Source organism: Micromonospora sp. WMMC250, assembly GCF_027460215.1.
Lineage (GTDB): Bacteria > Actinomycetota > Actinomycetes > Mycobacteriales > Micromonosporaceae > Micromonospora > Micromonospora taraxaci.
In genome coordinates this window covers 485,070-503,212 of sequence record NZ_JAPZBJ010000002.1, presented here as the reverse complement: position 1 = coordinate 503,212, position 18,143 = coordinate 485,070, and the positions used below count along the sequence as shown (strand labels likewise).

At 71.3% G+C, this 18,143-nt stretch carries 1 protein-coding gene; it reads right to left on the bottom strand.

Annotated elements, in window-relative coordinates:
* Window positions 1–35: 35 nt before the first annotated feature.
* The gene (locus O3438_RS02190) at window positions 36–18,131 is read right to left on the bottom strand and encodes a type I polyketide synthase (RefSeq protein WP_269678308.1); all 18,096 of its coding nucleotides are present in this window, start codon (window positions 18,129–18,131) and stop codon (window positions 36–38) included.
* Window positions 18,132–18,143: the final 12 nt, after the last annotated feature.

The following is an 18,143-nucleotide window of genomic DNA, read 5'->3' as shown; positions in this document are numbered from 1 at the left end:
CCTTGCTCGGGCCGGCGGGGGAAGGGTGTCCGGCGTTACAGACCGAGGTCGTTGTCGACCAGGTCAAACAACTCGTCGTCGGAGGCGTCGGCGAGGGCGTCCGGGACGCCGTCGGTGTCGGCCCCGCCGGTGTTCAGCTTCGCCAGCAGGCTCTGCAGGCGCAGGACGATGCGAGCTCGTCCGCTGTCGTCGACGTCGCGGCTGGTCAGCGCCAGTTCGAGCCGGTCGAGTTCGGCAGCGGTGGGCAGGACCGTCGCGGTGTCGGGCAGGAGCTCGTTCTTGAGGTACCGCGCGAGCACTGTCGCGGTGGGCCGGTCGAAGACCAGCGTGGCGGGCAGTTTGAGGCCGGTCTCCCGGCTCAGGTGGTTGCGGACCTCGACCGCGGCGAGGGAGTCGAAGCCGAGTTCCCGGAACGCCCGGGTCGGCGGGATGCTGTCGACCGAGGAGTGGCCGAGCACCGTCGCCGCGGCTGTGCGTACCAGGTCGAGGAGGTGCTTCTCCCGGTCCTGCTCGGGCAGGGCGGTGAGCTGGTCGCGCAGCGCCGCCACCGTGTCGGTGCCGCTCGCCGGGCCGTCGGCTTCCGCGACCGCCAGCGCGTCGCGGGCCTCCGGCAGGTCGGCGAGCAGCCCGCTGCGGCGGGCCATGGTGTACGCCGGGGTGAACGTCGCCCAGTCGACGTCGGCGACAGTGGTGGTGGCGTCGGTCCCGGCGACCGCCCGGGCCAGGGCCGCGATGGCCGCCTCCGGGTCGAGTGGCAGCAGACCGCGTCGGCGAAGGCGTTCCTCGACGGCGGGATCGTCCGCCATGCCCGCCCCGGACCAGGGGCCCCAGGAGACGGCGGTGGCCGGGAGCCCGGTGGCGCGCCGGTGCTCGGCGAGGGCGTCCAGGTAGGCGTTGGCGGCCGCGTAACCGCTCTGCCCGCCGCTGCCCCAGATTCCGGCGATCGAGGAGAACAGCACGAACGCGTCGAGGTCGTGTCCGGCGAGCAGGTCGTCGAGGTGGGCTGCGCCGTCCACCTTGACGCGGGTGACCGCCGCGAACTCTTCGGCGGTGCAGTCGTCGAGCGGGGTGGGGTGGTCGACCCCGGCCGCGTGCACGACGGCCCGCAGCGGTGTGGGTCCGGCGTGTACGTCGAGGAGCAGGTCGGCGACCGCGGACCGGTCGGTGACGTCGACCGCCGCGATGGTCACCCGGGCGCCGAGGCTCTGCAGTTCGGCGGAGAGCTCCGCGGCGCCGGGCGCGGCTGTTCCGCGTCGGCTGGTCAGGACCAGGTGTTCCGCGCCGGACCGGGCGGCCCAGCGGGCGACGTGCGCTCCGAGACCACCCGTACCGCCGGTGATGAGGACGGTGCCGGCGGGCCGCCAGGAGGAGCCGTCGGTGTCGGTGGCGACGCGGACGAGGCGACGCCCGTGCGGGCCGTTACGCCGGATGGCTACCTGGTCCTCGTTGCCGGCGGCGAGCACGGAGGCCAGGTCACCGGCGGTGCGCTCGTCGATCTGTTCGGGCAGGTCGACGAGCCCGCCCCAGCGTCGGGGGTGGTCGAGGGCGACGGCCCGGCCGAAGCCCCAGACGGTCGCCTGGGACGGTCGGCGCAGCGGGTCGTCCCGGTCGACGGTGACGGCGCCCCGGGTGAGGCACCAGAGCGGTGCGCCAGCGCCGCCGCTGTCGCCGAGTGCCTGTAGCAGGCGCAGCGTCGACAGCGCGGGGTCACCTCCGTCGCTGTCGTGCAGGGCCTGGAGGGAGACGACACCGGCCAGGTCGGGGGTCTCCGAGACGATCTGCCAGAGCTGGTCGGTGAGCACGCCACGGTCGGTGGTGGTGGCGTCGACTGTCGTGGTGATGACTGTCGCGCCGTGCTCCTCCAGCGCGGTCTGGACCCATCGGGTGTCGTCGCTGGGCGACACCAGCAGCCAGGTGCCGGTGAGGGCCGGTGCCGGGTCGGACGGGAACGGCTTCCAGGTGACCCGGTACCGCCAGTTGCCGACGGTGTCGTGCTGCCTGCTCCGGTGCCGCCAGGTGGAGAGGACCGGCAGGGCGGCGTCGAGCACCTCGCGAGCGGCGCTGTCGAGGTCGCCGGCGATGAGGTCGAGGTCGGCGCGTTCGACGGCGTCCCAGAAACGGACGTCGGCGGGTTGTGGGCCGGGTGCGGCGGGCCGCACGGTGTCCGGCCAGTACCGCTCGTGCTGGAAGGAGTAGGTGGGCAGGTCGACGCGCCGCGCGCCGGGGTAGCACGGCGTCCAGTCCACGGCGACGCCGCGTACGTAGGCCTGCGCGAGGGCGGTGAGCAGCGTGGCCGGTTGGTCCCGGTCGGAGCGTTGCACTGGTACGAACACCGCGTCCGTGACGCAGTCCGCGCCCATGGCCGACAGAACCCCGTCGGGGCCGATCTCCACGAACGTGCTGACACCGAGGGTTTCCAGTGTGGTGATGCCGTCGGCGAACCGAACGGCCTCGTGCACGTGCCGCACCCAGTAGCCGGCGTCCTGCGTGTCGGCGATCTGGCCGGTCACGTTGGACACGATCGGGATACGCGGTGACGCATAGGTCAGCGTTGCCGCGACCGACGCGAACTCGGCCAGCATCGGTTCCATCAACACCGAGTGGAACGCGTGACTGACCCGCAGCCGCTTCGACTTCTCGAAGTGCGCCGCCACGGCCGTGACCTCGTCGGCGACACCGGACAGCACCACCGAGCGGGGGCCGTTGATCGCCGCGACGGACACCCCGTCGGTGAGCAACGGCAGTACCTCGGCCTCGGTGGCCCGGACCGCGACCATCACCCCACCGGCCGGCAACGCCTGCATCAGCCGACCTCGCGCGGTGACCAGCGTCGCCGCGTCCGGCACGGACAGCACACCCGCGACGTGCGCGGCGGCGATCTCACCGATCGAGTGCCCCACCAGGTAATCCGGCGTGACCCCGAACGACTCGACAAGGCGGAACAACGCCACCTCGACGGCGAACAACGCCGCCTGCGTGTAGACCGTCTGGTCCAGGTCTGTCCCGTCGGCGATGACCTCCCGGATCGGCCGGTCCAGGTGCCGGTCCAACTCGGCGCAAGCCGCGTCGAACGCCTCCGCGTACACCGGGAACGTGTCACAGAGGGCCAGGCCCATGCCCGGCCGCTGCGAACCCTGACCGGAGAAGACGAACGCGAGCGTGCCGTCGGACGTCTCGCCGGTCACCAGACCGGCCGCCGGCTGACCGGCGGCTGCCGCCGCCAGGGCGTCGGCGTGCTGGGGGCCGAGCACCACAAGGCGTTCGGTCAGCGCGGCACGGGTGGTGACAAGCGAGTGCCCGACGTCGACGGCGTCCGGGACGTTCTCGCCGGAGACCCAGGTCAGCAGGCGGGCGGCCTGGTCGCGCAGCGCGGCGGGGCCACGCGCGGAGAGCGTCCAGGGCACGATGCCGGTCTGCGGTCGGCGGGGGGCCGGCTCGTCATCGTCGGCTATGGCCGGCGGCTCCTCGATGATCACGTGGGCGTTGGTGCCGGACATGCCGAACGAGGAGATGGCGGCCCGGCGCGGGCGGTCGCCGGCGGGCCACGGCCGGGGTTCGGTGAGAAGTTCGACAGCGCCGGCGGACCAGTCCACGTGCGGGGTCGGCTCGTCGACGTGCAGGGTTCGGGGCAGGGTCTCGTGGCGCATGGCCTCGACCATCTTGATGATCCCGGCGACGCCGGCGGCGGCCTGCGAGTGGCCGATGTTCGACTTGATCGATCCCAGCCAGAGCGGCTGGTCGGCGGGGCGGTCCTGACCGTAGGTGGCCAGCAGTGCCTGCGCCTCGATCGGGTCGCCCAGCTTGGTGCCGGTGCCGTGCGCCTCGACGGTGTCGACGTCGGCGGTCGTGAGATCGGCGGCCGCGAGCGCCGCCCGGATCACCCGCTGTTGGGCGGGCCCGTTCGGGGCGGTCAGGCCGTTGGAGGCGCCGTCCTGGTTGATCGCGCTGCCGCGGACCAGGGCGAGGACCTGGTGACCGTTGCGTCGGGCGTCGGAGAGCCGCTCCACCAGCAGGACGCCGACGCCCTCGGCCCAGCCGGTGCCGTCGGCGGCGGCGGCGAACGACTTGCACCGGCCGTCGGCGGCCAGGCCACGCTGGCGGGAGAACTCGGTGAACGTGCCGGGCGTGGCCATCACGATCGCCCCACCGGCCAGGGCGAGGTCGCACTCGCCGGACCGCAGTGCCTGGGCGGCGAGGTGCAGTGCGACGAGCGACGAAGAGCAGGCGGTGTCCACCGAGACCGACGGCCCTTCCAGGCCCAGCGCGTAGGACACCCGACCGGAGATGACGCTGGCGGCGTTGCCGGTGGCCAGGTAGCCCTCCACCGCGTCCGGCGCCGCCATCAACAGCGTCGGGTAGTCGTGGCTGTTGGTGCCGGTGAAGACACCGGTGTGGGTGCCGCGCAACGCGGTCGGGTCGATGCCGGCGCGTTCCACCGCCTCCCAGGACGTCTCCAGCAGCAGGCGTTGCTGCGGGTCCATGGCGAGGGCCTCGCGGGGCGAGATGCCGAAGAACCGGGCGTCGAAGTCGGCGACGTCGTCGAGGAAACCGCCGGCTGCGGCGTACGAGGTGCCGCGCGCGTCGGGGTCGGCGTCGTAGAGGGCGTCGAGGTCCCAGCCACGGTCGTCGGGCAGGGCCGAGACGGCGTCGGTGCCGGTCTCGACCAGTCGCCACAGGTCCTCCGGCGAGCTGACCCCGCCGGGGTAGCGGCAGGCCATGCCGACGATGGCGATCGGCTCGGACGTCGTGGTCGTCGCCCGGGTCTGCGGGGTGGGGCTGTCGTCGGCGCCCCCGAGCAGTGCGTGCAGGTGACCGGCGAGGGTGGCGGCGCTCGGGTAGTCGAAGACGATGCTGGAAGGCAGGTGCAGGCCGGTCGTGGTGACCAACCGGTTGCGGAGTTCGACCGCGGTCAGGGAGTCGAAGCCGAGTTCGCGGAAGGGACGGTCGACGCCGATGTCGGCCACGCTGGCCAACCCGAGCACCGCCACCGCCTCGGTACGCACCACGTCCACCAGACGCTTCGCGCGTTCCGTGGCGCTGAGCCCGTCCAGGAAGGTGCCCGGCGCGCTCGTCTGCGCAACCGGGGCGTACACCTCGTCCAACAACGGACGCGACCTGGCCGACGTGAACGACGCACCGAACCGGTCCCAGTCCACATCCGCGACAGTGACCGCCCGCTCCCCCAACTCCACCACCTGGGCGAACGCCGCCATCGCCACCTGCGCCGACATCGGCGGCAACCCCCGACGCCGCAACGGCCCGTCATCACCCGCCGCCGACACCATGCCACCGCCGGCCCACGGACCCCACGACACCGCCGTGCCCACCACACCCCGAGCCCGCCGCGCCGCGATCAACCCGTCCAGGAACGCATTCGCCGCCGCGTACGCACCCTGCCCACCACTGCCCCAGATCCCGGAGATCGACGAGAACACCACGAACGCGTCCAGGTCATCGGGCAACAACTCGTCCAGGTGCACCGCGCCGGCGGTCTTGCCGGACACCACCTCGTCCCAGATCTCCGGAGTGAGGTCGGTCAACACTGACGTCCGCTCCACACCGGCGGCGTGCACGACGGCTCGTACCGGGGCGTCCAGGCTCTGCATCAGTGCGTTGACCGCGTCCCGGTCCGCCATGTCGCAGGCGACGACCGTCGCCCGGGCGCCGGCTGCCTCGACGGCGGCCACGATGTCGGCGGCACCCTCGGCCTGCGGGCCCCGCCGCGAGACCAGTACCAGGTGCTCGGCACCCTGCTCGGCCGCCCAGACCGCGACTCGACCACCCAACGAACCGGTACCGCCGGTCACCAGGACCGTCCCCGACGGGGACCAACCCGGCTGCTCACCGGCCACCGCCGTCGAACGCGTCAACCGCCGCACATACGCGCCGGACGATCGCACCGCGACCTGGTCCTCGGCACCGAACCCACCGGCCAACACCCGCACCAGGCGGGCGCCCATGCGCGCGTCCCAGACAGTCGGAATGTCGACCAGACCACCCCACAGGTGCGGCATCTCCAGACCCACCACCCGACCCAGACCCCACACCGCCGACACCGCCGGCGACACCACGTCCGCACGCCCCACCGACACCCCACCGGCCGTCACCACCCACAGCGGGGCGGCCACGTCGGCCCGGACGAGTTCCTGCACCAGGGCGAGGGTGGCGTGGGCGGGATCGGTGAGCTCGGTGTCGAGGGCGAGGAGCGAGACGACACCGCTCACGTCTGCCGGCAGGTCGGCGAGGACGGCGGCGAGGACCGCCCGGTCGGCGGTCGGGGCCAATTCGACGCGGATGACGTCCGCTCCGGCGTCGGCCAGTGTGGTGGCGATGCCGGTGCCGACGCCGGTGGGGCCGACGACCAGCCAGGGGCCGGTCAGCTCGGCCACGGCGTCTCCGGTCGCCGAGCGCCACTCGACGCGGTAGCGCCGGTCGTCGACGAGCTGGGCGTCCTGGCGCTTGCGGTGCCATTGGGCCAGCGCGGGAAGTAGGTCGCCGGCGTTGTCGGTGGAGATGCCGAGGCGGTCCAGGTCGCCGTCCTCGATGGCGGCCCAGAAGTCGGCGTCGGGCACTGTGGTGCCGCTTGTGCCGCCGTCGACCCCGGCGAAGACGTCGGCCAGGGTGGCGCTCGGCCAGTAGTCACGGTGCCGGAAGGCGTAGGTGGGCAGGTCGACGAGGCTTCCACCGGGGTAGCACTGCGTCCAGTCCACCGGCACACCACGGACGAAGGCTCGGGCGAGGCCGGTGAGGAAGGTCGACACCTGGTCGGGGGTTGCGCGTTGCAGGGGTACGAGCACCGCGTCGGTCACGCAGTCCGCGCCCATGGCGGAGAGGACCCCGTCGGGGCCGATCTCCACGAAGGTGCTGACACCGAGGCCCTCCAGTGTGGCGATCCCGTCGGCGAAGCGAACCGCCTCGCGGACGTGCCGCACCCAGTAGTCGGCGTCAGGTGTCGTCGCGACCTGTCCGGTGATGTTCGAGACGATCGGGATGCGCGGCGGGTGGTAGCTCAGCCCGCCGGCCACTCGGGAGAAGGCGTCGAGCATCGGCTCCATCAGCGACGAGTGGAACGCGTGGCTGACCCGCAGTCGCTTGGACTTCTCGAAGTGGGCGGCCACGCCTGCCACCGCGTCGGCGGCACCGGACAACACGATCGAGCGCGGCCCGTTGATCGCGGCGATGTCCACGCCGTCGGTCAGCAGTGGCCGTACCTCGGCCTCGGTGGCCCGTACGGCGACCATGACGCCGCCGGCGGGCAGCTCCTGCATCAGGCGGCCCCGGGCGGTGACCAGCGTTGCCGCGTCGGCCAGGGACATGACACCGGCGACGTGCGCGGCGGCGATCTCCCCGATCGAGTGCCCGACCAGGTAGTCCGGGGTGACGCCGAACGACTCGACCAGGCGGTGGAGCGCGACCTCGTAGGCGAACAGTGCCGTCTGGGTGTAGAGGGTCTGGTCGAGGTCGGTGTCGTCGGTGATCACGTCACGCAGCGGACGGTCCAGGTGGACGTCGAGTTCGGCGCAGGCCGCGTCGAACGCGTCCGCGAAGACCGGATAGGTCTCGGCCAGTTCCAGGCCCATGCCCGGGCGCTGTGATCCCTGGCCGGAGAAGACGAACGCGAGCTTGCCGTCGGAGACCTCACCGACGACCAGACCGGCCGAGGCGGTCCCGGCCGCGAGGGCGTCGAGGGCGTCACGGTGGTCGGCGCCGATCGACACCGCCCGGTACGGCAGGGCGGCGCGGTGCGCAGCGAGGGTGTGACCGACGTCGATCGTGGTGGTGGGGTGGTGGTCGAGGTGGTGGGTGAGTCGGGTGGCTTGTGCGCGTAGGGCGTCGTCGCTGCGCGCGGAGATCAGCCACGGGACAACCGGAGGCGTGGCGGCCGGCGGCTCGGTGGGTTCGACGGTCGGTGGTTCTTCGAGGATCAGGTGGGCGTTGGTGCCGGAGAACCCGAACGACGACACCCCAGCACGGCGGACTCGACCGGTCTGCGCCTGCCACGGGCGGGGTTCGGTCAGCAGCTGCACCTGGCCGGTGGTCCAGTCGACCTGCGGGGTGGGTTCGTCCACGTGCATCGTCGCGGGCAGCACCCCGTGCTTGAGCGCCTGGACCATCTTGATGACACCGGCGACACCGGCGGCGGCCTGGGTGTGCCCGATGTTGGACTTCACCGACCCCAACCACAACGGCTCACCACCCGAGCGGTCCTGCCCGTAGGTGGCCAACAACGCCTGCGCCTCGATCGGATCACCCAACTTGGTACCCGTGCCATGCGCCTCAACGACGTCCACATCGGAAGTCGTGAGATCAGCAGCCGCGAGCGCCGCCCGGATCACCCGCTGCTGCGACGGACCGTTCGGCGCCGTCAAACCATTCGACGCACCATCCTGATTGACCGCACTACCCCGCACCACGGCAAGGACCCGATGGCCGTTGGCCACCGCGTCCGACAGGCGCTCCACCACCAGCACACCGACGCCCTCACCCCACGCCGTCCCATCCGCCCCCGCAGCGAAAGCCTTACACCGACCATCACCCGACAACCCCCGCTGCCGCGAAAACTCAATGAACGTCCCCGGCGTCGACATCACCGTCACACCAGACGCCAACGCCAAACCACACTCACCCGACCGCAACGCCTGCACCGCCAAATGCAACGCCACCAACGACGACGAACACGCCGTGTCCACAGTGACCGCAGGCCCCTCCACACCCAACACATACGAAACCCGACCCGACAACACACTCGCCGCGTTACCAGTCCCCAGGAAACCATCAGCCTCCCGCGGCACCGCCAACAACAACGTCGAATAATCCTGACCATTCGTCCCCGTGAAAACACCAACCGGAGAACCCCGCAACCCCAGCGGATCAACCCCCGCCGACTCCAACGCCTCCCACGACACCTCCAACAACAACCGCTGCTGCGGATCCATCGCCAACGCCTCCCGAGGCGACACCCCGAAAAACGACGCATCAAAACCCGCAACACCCGTCAAAAACCCACCAGCAGAAACATGCGACGTCCCAAACGACTCCCCATCACCCACCAAACCCGCCAAATCCCAACCCCGATCCGACGGAAACTCCACCACCCCATCCCCACCCGACACCACAAAATCCCACAACTCATCCGGCGACCCCACACCACCCGGAAAACGACACGCCATACCCACAATCGCCACCGGCTCATCCACCAGATGACTCGAAGATGGCGCTGCCGCTGGCGCACTTTCCAATCCACCCAACAACGAACCCAAATAGCCCGCCAACACACCCGCCGACGGATAATCGAAGACAATGCTGGAGGGCAGGTGCAGGCCGGTCGTGGTGACCAGTCGGTTGCGGAGTTCGACCGCGGTCAGGGAGTCGAAGCCGAGTTCGCGGAAGGGACGGTCGACGCCGATGTCGGCCACGCTGGCCAACCCGAGCACCGCCACCGCCTCGGTACGCACCACGTCCACCAGACGCTTCGCGCGTTCGGTGGCGCTGAGCCCGTCCAGGAAGGTGCTCGGCGCGCTCGTCTGCGCAACCGGGGCATACACCTCGTCCAACAACGGACGCGACCTCGCCGACGTGAACGACGCACCGAACCGGTCCCAGTCCACATCCGCGACAGTGACCGCCCGCTCCCCCAACTCCACCACCTGGGCGAACGCCGCCATCGCCACCTGCGCCGACATCGGCGGCAACCCCCGACGACGCAACGGCCCGTCATCACCCGCCGCCGACACCATCCCACCGCCGGCCCACGGACCCCACGACACCGCCGTGCCCACCACACCCCGAGCCCGCCGCGCCGCGATCAACCCGTCCAGGAACGCATTCGCCGCCGCGTACGCACCCTGCCCACCACTGCCCCACACACCGGAGATCGACGAGAACACCACGAACGCGTCCAGGTCATCGGGCAACAACTCGTCCAGGTGCACCGCACCGGCGGTCTTGCCGTTGAACACCTCGTCCCACGTCGCGGGGGTGGTTTCGGTCAGCAGAGCGGAGCGCTCGACACCGGCGGCGTGCACCACGGCCCGTACCGGAGCGTCGAGTCCGTCGAGCAGGGCTCGAACCGCGTCCCGGTCGCCCATGTCGCAGGCTGCGACGGTCACCCGGGCGCCGGCGGCCTCGACCGCAGCGACCACATCGGCAGCTCCTGCGGCGTGCGGGCCCCGCCGCGACACCAGCACCAGGTGCTCGGCACCCTGCTCGGCCGCCCACACCGCGACCCGACCACCCAACGAACCGGTACCACCGGTCACCAGCACCGTCCCCGACGGCGACCAACCCGGCTGCTCACCAACCACCGCCGTCGAACGCGTCAACCGCCGCACATACGCGCCCGACGACCGCACCGCGACCTGGTCCTCGGCACCGAACCCGCCCGCCAACACCCGCACCAACCGGGCGCCAACCCGCGCGTCCCAGACAGCCGGAACATCAAGCAGGCCACCCCACAGGTGGGGCATCTCCAGGCCCACCACTCGACCCAGACCCCACACCGCCGACACCGCCGGCGACACCACGTCCGCGCGCCCCACCGACACCCCACCTGTCGTCACCACCCACAGCGGAGCGGTCACCTCCTGGCCGGCGAGCTGCTGGACCAGGGCGAGCAGGTCGGCTCCGGTGTCGGCCACGGCGACGATGCCCGCGATCGGTGCGGAGAGGTCGGTCAGGTCGGTCGCGTCGTGGGCGTGGAGCACCTCGGCGCCGGCCTCGGCGAGTGTGCTCGCGAGGAAGCCGACGAGGTTCTCGTCGGTGGGTTCGGCACCGACGATCAGCCAACGGCCGTCGAGAGTGTCGGAGGCGGCACCGCTGGCCGGACGCCAGGTGATCCGGTAGCGCCAGCCGTCCACGACGTCGGCGTCCTGACGCTTGCGACGCCATTCGGCCAGCGCCGGCAGCAGGTCACCGGCGCTGTCCCCGGTGATGCCCAGTCGAGCCAGGTCGCCGTCCTCGACGGCGGCCCAGAACTCGGCGTCGGCCGGCTCGCCGGCGGCGGTCGCGGTGTCCGGCTCCGGAACGCTCGGCCAGTAACGCTCGTGCTGGAAGGCGTAGGTGGGCAGGTCGACCAGCCGCCCGCCGGTCAGGCACTGCGTCCAGTCCACAGCCACGCCGCGCACGAAGGCCTGCGCGAGAGCGGTCAGCAGCGTGGTCGGCTGGTCCCGGTCAGAGCGTTGCACGGGTACGAACACCGCGTCGGCGACGCAGTCCGCGCCCATCGCGGAGAGGACACCGTCGGGGCCGATCTCCACGAAGGTGCTGACGCCGAGGGCTTCCAGTGTGGTGATGCCGTCGGCGAACCGGACCGCCTCGCGCACGTGCCGCACCCAGTAGCCGGCGTCCTGGGTCTCGGCGACCTGCCCGGTCACGTTGGACACGATCGGGATGCGCGGTGACGCATAGGTGAGGGATGCCGCGACCGACGCGAACTCGGCCAGCATCGGCTCCATCAACACCGAGTGGAACGCATGACTGACCCGCAACCGCTTCGACTTGAAACTCGCCGCCACGGCCGCGACCTCGTCGGCCACACCGGACAGCACCACCGAGCGGGGCCCGTTGACCGCGGCGACGGACACCCCGTCTGTCAGCAGCGGCAGCACCTCCGCCTCGGTGGCCCGCACCGCGACCATGACGCCGCCGGCGGGCAGCTCCTGCATCAGGCGGCCCCGGGCGGTGACCAGCGTTGCCGCGTCCGGCAGGGACAGGACCCCGGCGACGTGCGCTGCGGCGATCTCACCGATCGAGTGCCCCACCAGGTAGTCCGCTGTGACGCCGAACGACTCGACGAGGCGGAACAACGCCACCTCGACGGCGAACAACGCCGACTGGGTGTACACCGTCTGGTCCAGGTCGTCGCCCTCGGCGATGACCTCCCGGATCGGCCGGTCGAGATGACGGTCCAGCTCGGCGCAGACCGCGTCGAACGCCTCCGCGTACCGGGGGAACCTGTCGTAGAGGTCCAGGCCCATGCCGGGCCGTTGCGAGCCCTGGCCGGAGAAGACGAAAGCGGTACGCCCGCCCTGTGCGGTGCCGGTGACCAGACCCGGGCCGGGCGTGCCGGCGGCGAGAGCAGCCAGCGCGGCCTGCCGGTCCGTACCGAGGACGACGGCCCGGTGGGCGAGGGTGGCGCGAGCGGCCAGCGAACGGCCGACGTCAGCGGGGTCGGTGTCGGGCCGCTCGTCGAGGTGGTGGGTGAGTCGGGTGGCCTGTGCGCGTAGGGCGTCGTCGCTGCGCGCGGAGATCAGCCACGGGACAACCGGAGGCGTGGCGGCCGGCGGCTCGGTGGGTTCGACGGTCGGTGGTTCTTCGAGGATCAGGTGGGCGTTGGTGCCGGAGAACCCGAACGACGACACCCCAGCACGGCGGACTCGACCGGTCTGCGCCTCCCACGGACGAGTCTCGGTCAGCAGCTGCACCTGGCCGGTGGTCCAGTCGACCTGCGGGGTGGGTTCGTCCACGTGCATCGTCGCGGGCAGCACCCCGTGCTTCAACGCCTGGACCATCTTGATGACACCGGCGACACCGGCCGCGGCCTGGGTGTGCCCGATGTTGGACTTCACCGACCCCAACCACAACGGCTCACCACCCGAGCGGCCCTGCCCGTAGGTGGCCAACAACGCCTGCGCCTCGATCGGATCACCCAACTTGGTACCCGTGCCATGCGCCTCAACGACGTCCACATCGGAAGTCGTGAGATCAGCAGCCGCGAGCGCCGCCCGGATCACCCGCTGCTGCGACGGACCGTTCGGCGCCGTCAAACCATTCGACGCACCATCCTGATTGACCGCACTACCCCGCACCACGGCAAGGACCCGATGGCCGTTGGCCACCGCATCCGACAAACGCTCCACCACCAGAACACCGACGCCCTCACCCCACGCCGTCCCATCCGCCCCCGCAGCGAAAGCCTTACACCGACCATCACCCGACAACCCCCGCTGCCGCGAAAACTCAATGAACGTCCCCGGCGTCGACATCACCGTCACACCAGACGCCAACGCCAAACCACACTCACCCGACCGCAACGCCTGCACCGCCAAATGCAACGCCACCAACGACGACGAACACGCCGTATCCACAGTGACCGCAGGCCCCTCCACACCCAACACATACGAAACCCGACCCGACAACACACTCGCCGCGTTACCAGTCCCCAAGAAACCATCAGCCTCCCGCGGCACCGCCAACAACAACGTCGAATAATCCTGACCATTCGTCCCCGTGAAAACACCAACCGGAGAACCCCGCAACCCCAGCGGATCAACCCCCGCCGACTCCAACGCCTCCCACGACACCTCCAACAACAACCGCTGCTGCGGATCCATCGCCAACGCCTCCCGAGGCGACACCCCGAAAAACGACGCATCAAAACCCGCAACACCCGTCAAAAACCCACCAGCAGAAACATACGACGTCCCAAACGACTCCCCATCACCCACCAAACCCGCCAAATCCCAACCCCGATCCGACGGAAACTCCACCACCCCATCCCCACCCGACACCACAAAATCCCACAACTCATCCGGCGACCCCACACCACCCGGAAAACGACACGCCATACCCACAATCGCCACCGGCTCATCCACCACAACCGACGACGACACCACCTCCGAAACACCAGAAACCCCACCCAACAACGAACCCAGAAAGCCCGCCAACACACCCGCCGACGGATAATCGAAGACAACACTCGACGGCAGTTGCAGACCCGTCACCACATTCAACCGATTACGCAACTCCACAGCGGTCAACGAATCGAAGCCGAGTTCCTTGAACGGTTGGTCGGCGTCGATCAGACCGGAGCCGGTGTGCCCGAGGACGGCAGCCGCGTTGGTGACCACCAGGTCGAGCAGCTCACGGGACCGCTCCTCGGCGCTCATCGCGGCGTACCGGCCGGCGGCGGGCGCTGTCGGCGTCGAGTCGGTGGCCTGGAGGCGAATGTGGTCGGGCAGCGCGCTGACCAGCGGACGGACGCGGGCGGACGCGTACATCGGAAGGAAGCGGTCCCAGTCGACGTCGGCGATGGTCACGCTGGTCTCGTCGCGGTCGAGGACCGACTGGAGGCCGGAGAGGGCGAGTTCCGGGTCGACGGTGAGCAGGCCACGCTTGCGCAGCTGCTCGGTGATCTCCGGGTCGTCGGCCATGCCCCCGCCGGCCCAGACGCCCCAGGCGATCGAGGTGGCCGCGCGACCACGGGCGCGACGCCACTCGGCGAACGCGTCGAGGAAGGCGTTGCCGGCCGAGTACGCGGCCTGCCCACCGCTGCCCCAGACACCGGAGATGGAGGAGAACAGGACGAAGGTGCGGGGCTCGTCGCCGAGCGCGGCGTCGAGGTTGATCGCGCCGGCGACCTTGGCGGCCAGGACGGCGTCGAGGTCGGCGGCGGTGGCGGTGTCCAGGTCGGTGTGGTGGTCGACGCCGGCGGCGTGCACGACGGTGTCGATCCGCTCGCCGGCTTCCCGTAGTTGCTGGACGAGTCGGTTCACCTCGTCCGGGTCGGCGACGTCGCAGGCGCTGACCGTCACCCGGGCCCCGTGGCGTCGCACCTCGGCGGCCACCACGTCGGCGTCGGGCGCGTGGAGACCGCGACGGCTCACCAGGACGACGTGTTCGGCGCCGCGGACGGCGACCCAGCTCGCCACCCGGGCGCCGAGACCACCGGTTCCGCCGGTGATCAGCACGGTGCCGCGCGGCAGCCATGCGTCGCGGGGTGCGGCCTCGGTGTGCGGCTGACGCAGCAACCGGCGTACGTAGGTGCCGGATCCGCGTACCGCGATCTCGTCCTCGCCGCTGCCGTGCAGCGCGGCGACCACCCGGTCGGCGGCGCGCTGGTCCAGCTTCTCCGGCAGGTCGACGAGGCCACCCCAGAGGTGGGGGCGTTCCAGGCCGAGGACCCGGCCGAGGCCCCAGGCGAGGGCCTGGCGGGGCGCGTCGAGGCGGTCCGCGCGGCCGGTGGCGACGGCGCCCCGGGTGGCGGCCCACAGTGGTGCTTCGAGGCCCGCGTCGGCGCAGGCCTGCGCGACGGTCAGGAGGGTGGCCGCCGGGTCGAGCGCGGGGTCCAGGGCGAGCAGCGACAGGATGCCGTCGGTGGGGCCGGTGGCGCGCAGTCGGTCGGCGATGGCGGTGCGCTCGGGGGTCACGGTGAGCACTGTGGCGTCGCCGAGGGCGGACAGGAGCGCCGTGGTGTCGTCGACGTCGGCGCTGGTCAGCACGGTCCACCGGCCGGTCGCCGGGGTGTGGGGTGTGCCGGTCGACGGCTCCCAGCCGATCCGGTATCGCAGGGTGTCGAGCACGGCGTGGGTGTGCCGGCGTCGCCGCCACGCGGAGAACGCCGGCAACAGGGTTTCGAGGGTGTCGCGGTCCTCGTCCGAGCCGAGGCCGAGGGTTTCGGCGAGGAAGGCGGTGTCCTGGCGCTCGATCGCCGACCAGAAGTGCCCGTCGGCCGGGTCGCCGGCGGTCTCGGCCCGCTCGGCGGGCGGCGAGGTGAGCCAGTACTGCTGCCGTTGGAAGGCGTAGGTGGGCAGGTCGACCAGCCGTCCGCCGGTCAGGCACGGCGTCCAGTCCACAGCGACGCCACGCACGTGGGCCTGCGCGAGGGCGGTCAGCAGCGTGGCAGGTTGGTCCCGGTCAGAGCGTTGCACTGGTACGAACACCGCGTCGCTGACGCAGTCCGCGCCCATCGCGGAGAGGACACCGTCGGGGCCGATCTCCACGAACGTGCTGACGCCAAGGCCTTCCAGTGTGGTGATGCCGTCGGCGAACCGCACTGCCTCGCGCACGTGCCGCACCCAGTAGCCGGCGTCCTGGGTCTCGGCGACCTGCCCGGTCACGTTCGACACGATCGGGATGCGCGGCGTCTCGTAGGTCAGCGTCGCCGCGACCGACGCGAACTCGGCCAGCATCGGCTCCATCAACACCGAGTGGAACGCGTGACTGACCCGCAGCTGCTTCGACTTTCCGAAGTTGGCCGCCACCTGCGCGACCTCGTCGGCCACACCGGAGAACACCACCGAGCGAGGGCCGTTGATCGCGGCGATGCTCACCCCGCTGGTCAGCAGCGGTAGCACCTCGGCCTCGGTGGCCCGCACCGCGACCATCACCCCACCGGCCGGCAACGCCTGCATCAAACGGCCCCGCGCGGCGACCAGCGTCGCCGCGTCCGGCAGGGACAGCACACCCGCCACGTGCGCGGCGGCGATCTCACCGATCGAGTGCCCCACCAGGAAGTCCGCTGTGACACCGAACGACTCGACAAGGCGGAACAACGCCACCTCGACGGCGAACAACGCCGCCTGGGTGTAGACCGTCTGGTCCAGGTCGTCGCCGTCGGCGATGACGTCGCGGATCGGCCGGTCCAGGTGCCGGTCCAGCTCGACGCAGACCGCGTCGAACGCCTCCGCGTACACCGGGAACGTCTCGTGCAGGGCCAGGCCCATGCCCGGCCGCTGCGAACCCTGACCGGAGAACACGAACGCCGTCTTGCCGCGCACCACCGAACCGGTGACCGGGCCGGGCTCACCGGCGGCGACCGCCGCCAGCTCGTCACGCCCGAAGACGACCGCCCGATGCGCGTGCGTCGACCGCGACGACGCCAGCGAGAAACCGACGTCCACCGGGTCGGCGTCCACCGGAATCAGCCGGGCGGCCTGCCCGCGCAACGCCTCCGGTGACCGGGCGGAGAGCACCCACGGCACCGGGGCGGACGCCACTGTCCCGCTCCGGGGCGGCACCTCGGCGGCCGGTGGTTCCTCGATGATGACGTGCGCGTTCGTGCCGGAGACCCCGAACGACGACACCCCGGCGCGGCGCGGCCGGTCCTCGGCGTCCGGCCACGGCCGGGCCTCGGTGAGCAGTTCCACAGCGCCCGCCGACCAGTCCACCTGCGGTGTCGGCTCGTCCACGTGCAGCGTTCGCGGCATGGTGCCGTGCCGCATCGCCATCAGCATCTTGATGATCCCGGCGACACCGGCGGCGGCCTGGGTGTGCCCGATGTTCGACTTGATCGACCCCAGCCACAGCGGCTGGTCGGCGGACCGGTCCTGACCGTAGGTGGCCAGCAGCGCCTGCGCCTCGATCGGGTCGCCCAACGTGGTGCCGGTGCCGTGGGCCTCGACGAGGTCGACGTGCTCGGCGGGAACCCGGGCGTTGGCCAGAGCGCTGCGGATCACCCGTTGCTGGGCCGGGCCGTTCGGTGCGGTGAGGGCGCTGCTGGCGCCGTCCTGGTTGACAGCGGTGCCGCGCACCACGCCGAGGACGCGGTGACCGTTGCGGACCGCGTCGGAGAGCCGTTCCAGGAGCAGCATGCCGGCGCCCTCGGCCCAACCGGTGCCGTCGGCGGCGGCGGCGAACGACTTGCACCGCCCGTCGGTGGAGAGTCCCCGCTGCTTGCTGAAGTCGACGAAGACGACAGGGGTGGCCATCACGGCGACGCCACCGGCCAGGGCGAGGGAGCACTCACCCTGACGTAGCGACTGGACGGCCAGGTGCAGGGCGACGAGCGACGACGAGCAGGCGGTGTCCACGGTGACCGCCGGCCCCTCCAAACCCAGGGTGTACGCGACCCGCCCGGAGGCGACGCTGCCGGAGTTCCCGGTGCCCAGGTAGCCGGCGACGTCGTCCGGGATGCTGGTCAGGTTGACCGCGTAGTCGTGGTACATGACGCCGGCGAACACCCCGGTACGGCTGCCCCGCAGCCGGGTGGGGTCGATTCCGGCCCGCTCGAAGGTCTCCCAGGACGTCTCCAGCAGCAGGCGCTGCTGCGGGTCCATGGCGATCGCCTCGCGGGGTGAGATGCCGAAGAAGGCCGGGTCGAACTGGCCCGCCTCGTGCAGGAAGCCACCCTCGTGGGTGTACGACGTCCCGGGGTGGTCGGGGTCGGGGTGGTAGAGCGACTCCAGGTCCCAGCCGCGGTCGACGGGGAACTCGGTGATGCCGTCCCGCTCGTCGGCGACCAGGCGCCACAGGTCCTCGGGAGTCTCCACACCGCCGGGGTAGCGGCAGGCCATGCCGATGATCGCGACCGGCTCGCGGTCGCGCTCCTCCATCTCGCGCAACCGCTGACGGGTGTCGCGCAGGTCGCTGGTGGCGCGCTTGAGGTAATCCAGGAGCTTGGCTTCGTCGGCCATCAGAACGTCACT

What these genes read in the sequence shown, in the direction of transcription:
- O3438_RS02190 (WP_269678308.1), bottom strand. Translation starts at nt 18,131, where the DNA reads ATGGCCGACGAAGCCAAGCTCCTGGATTACCTCAAGCGCGCCACCAGC.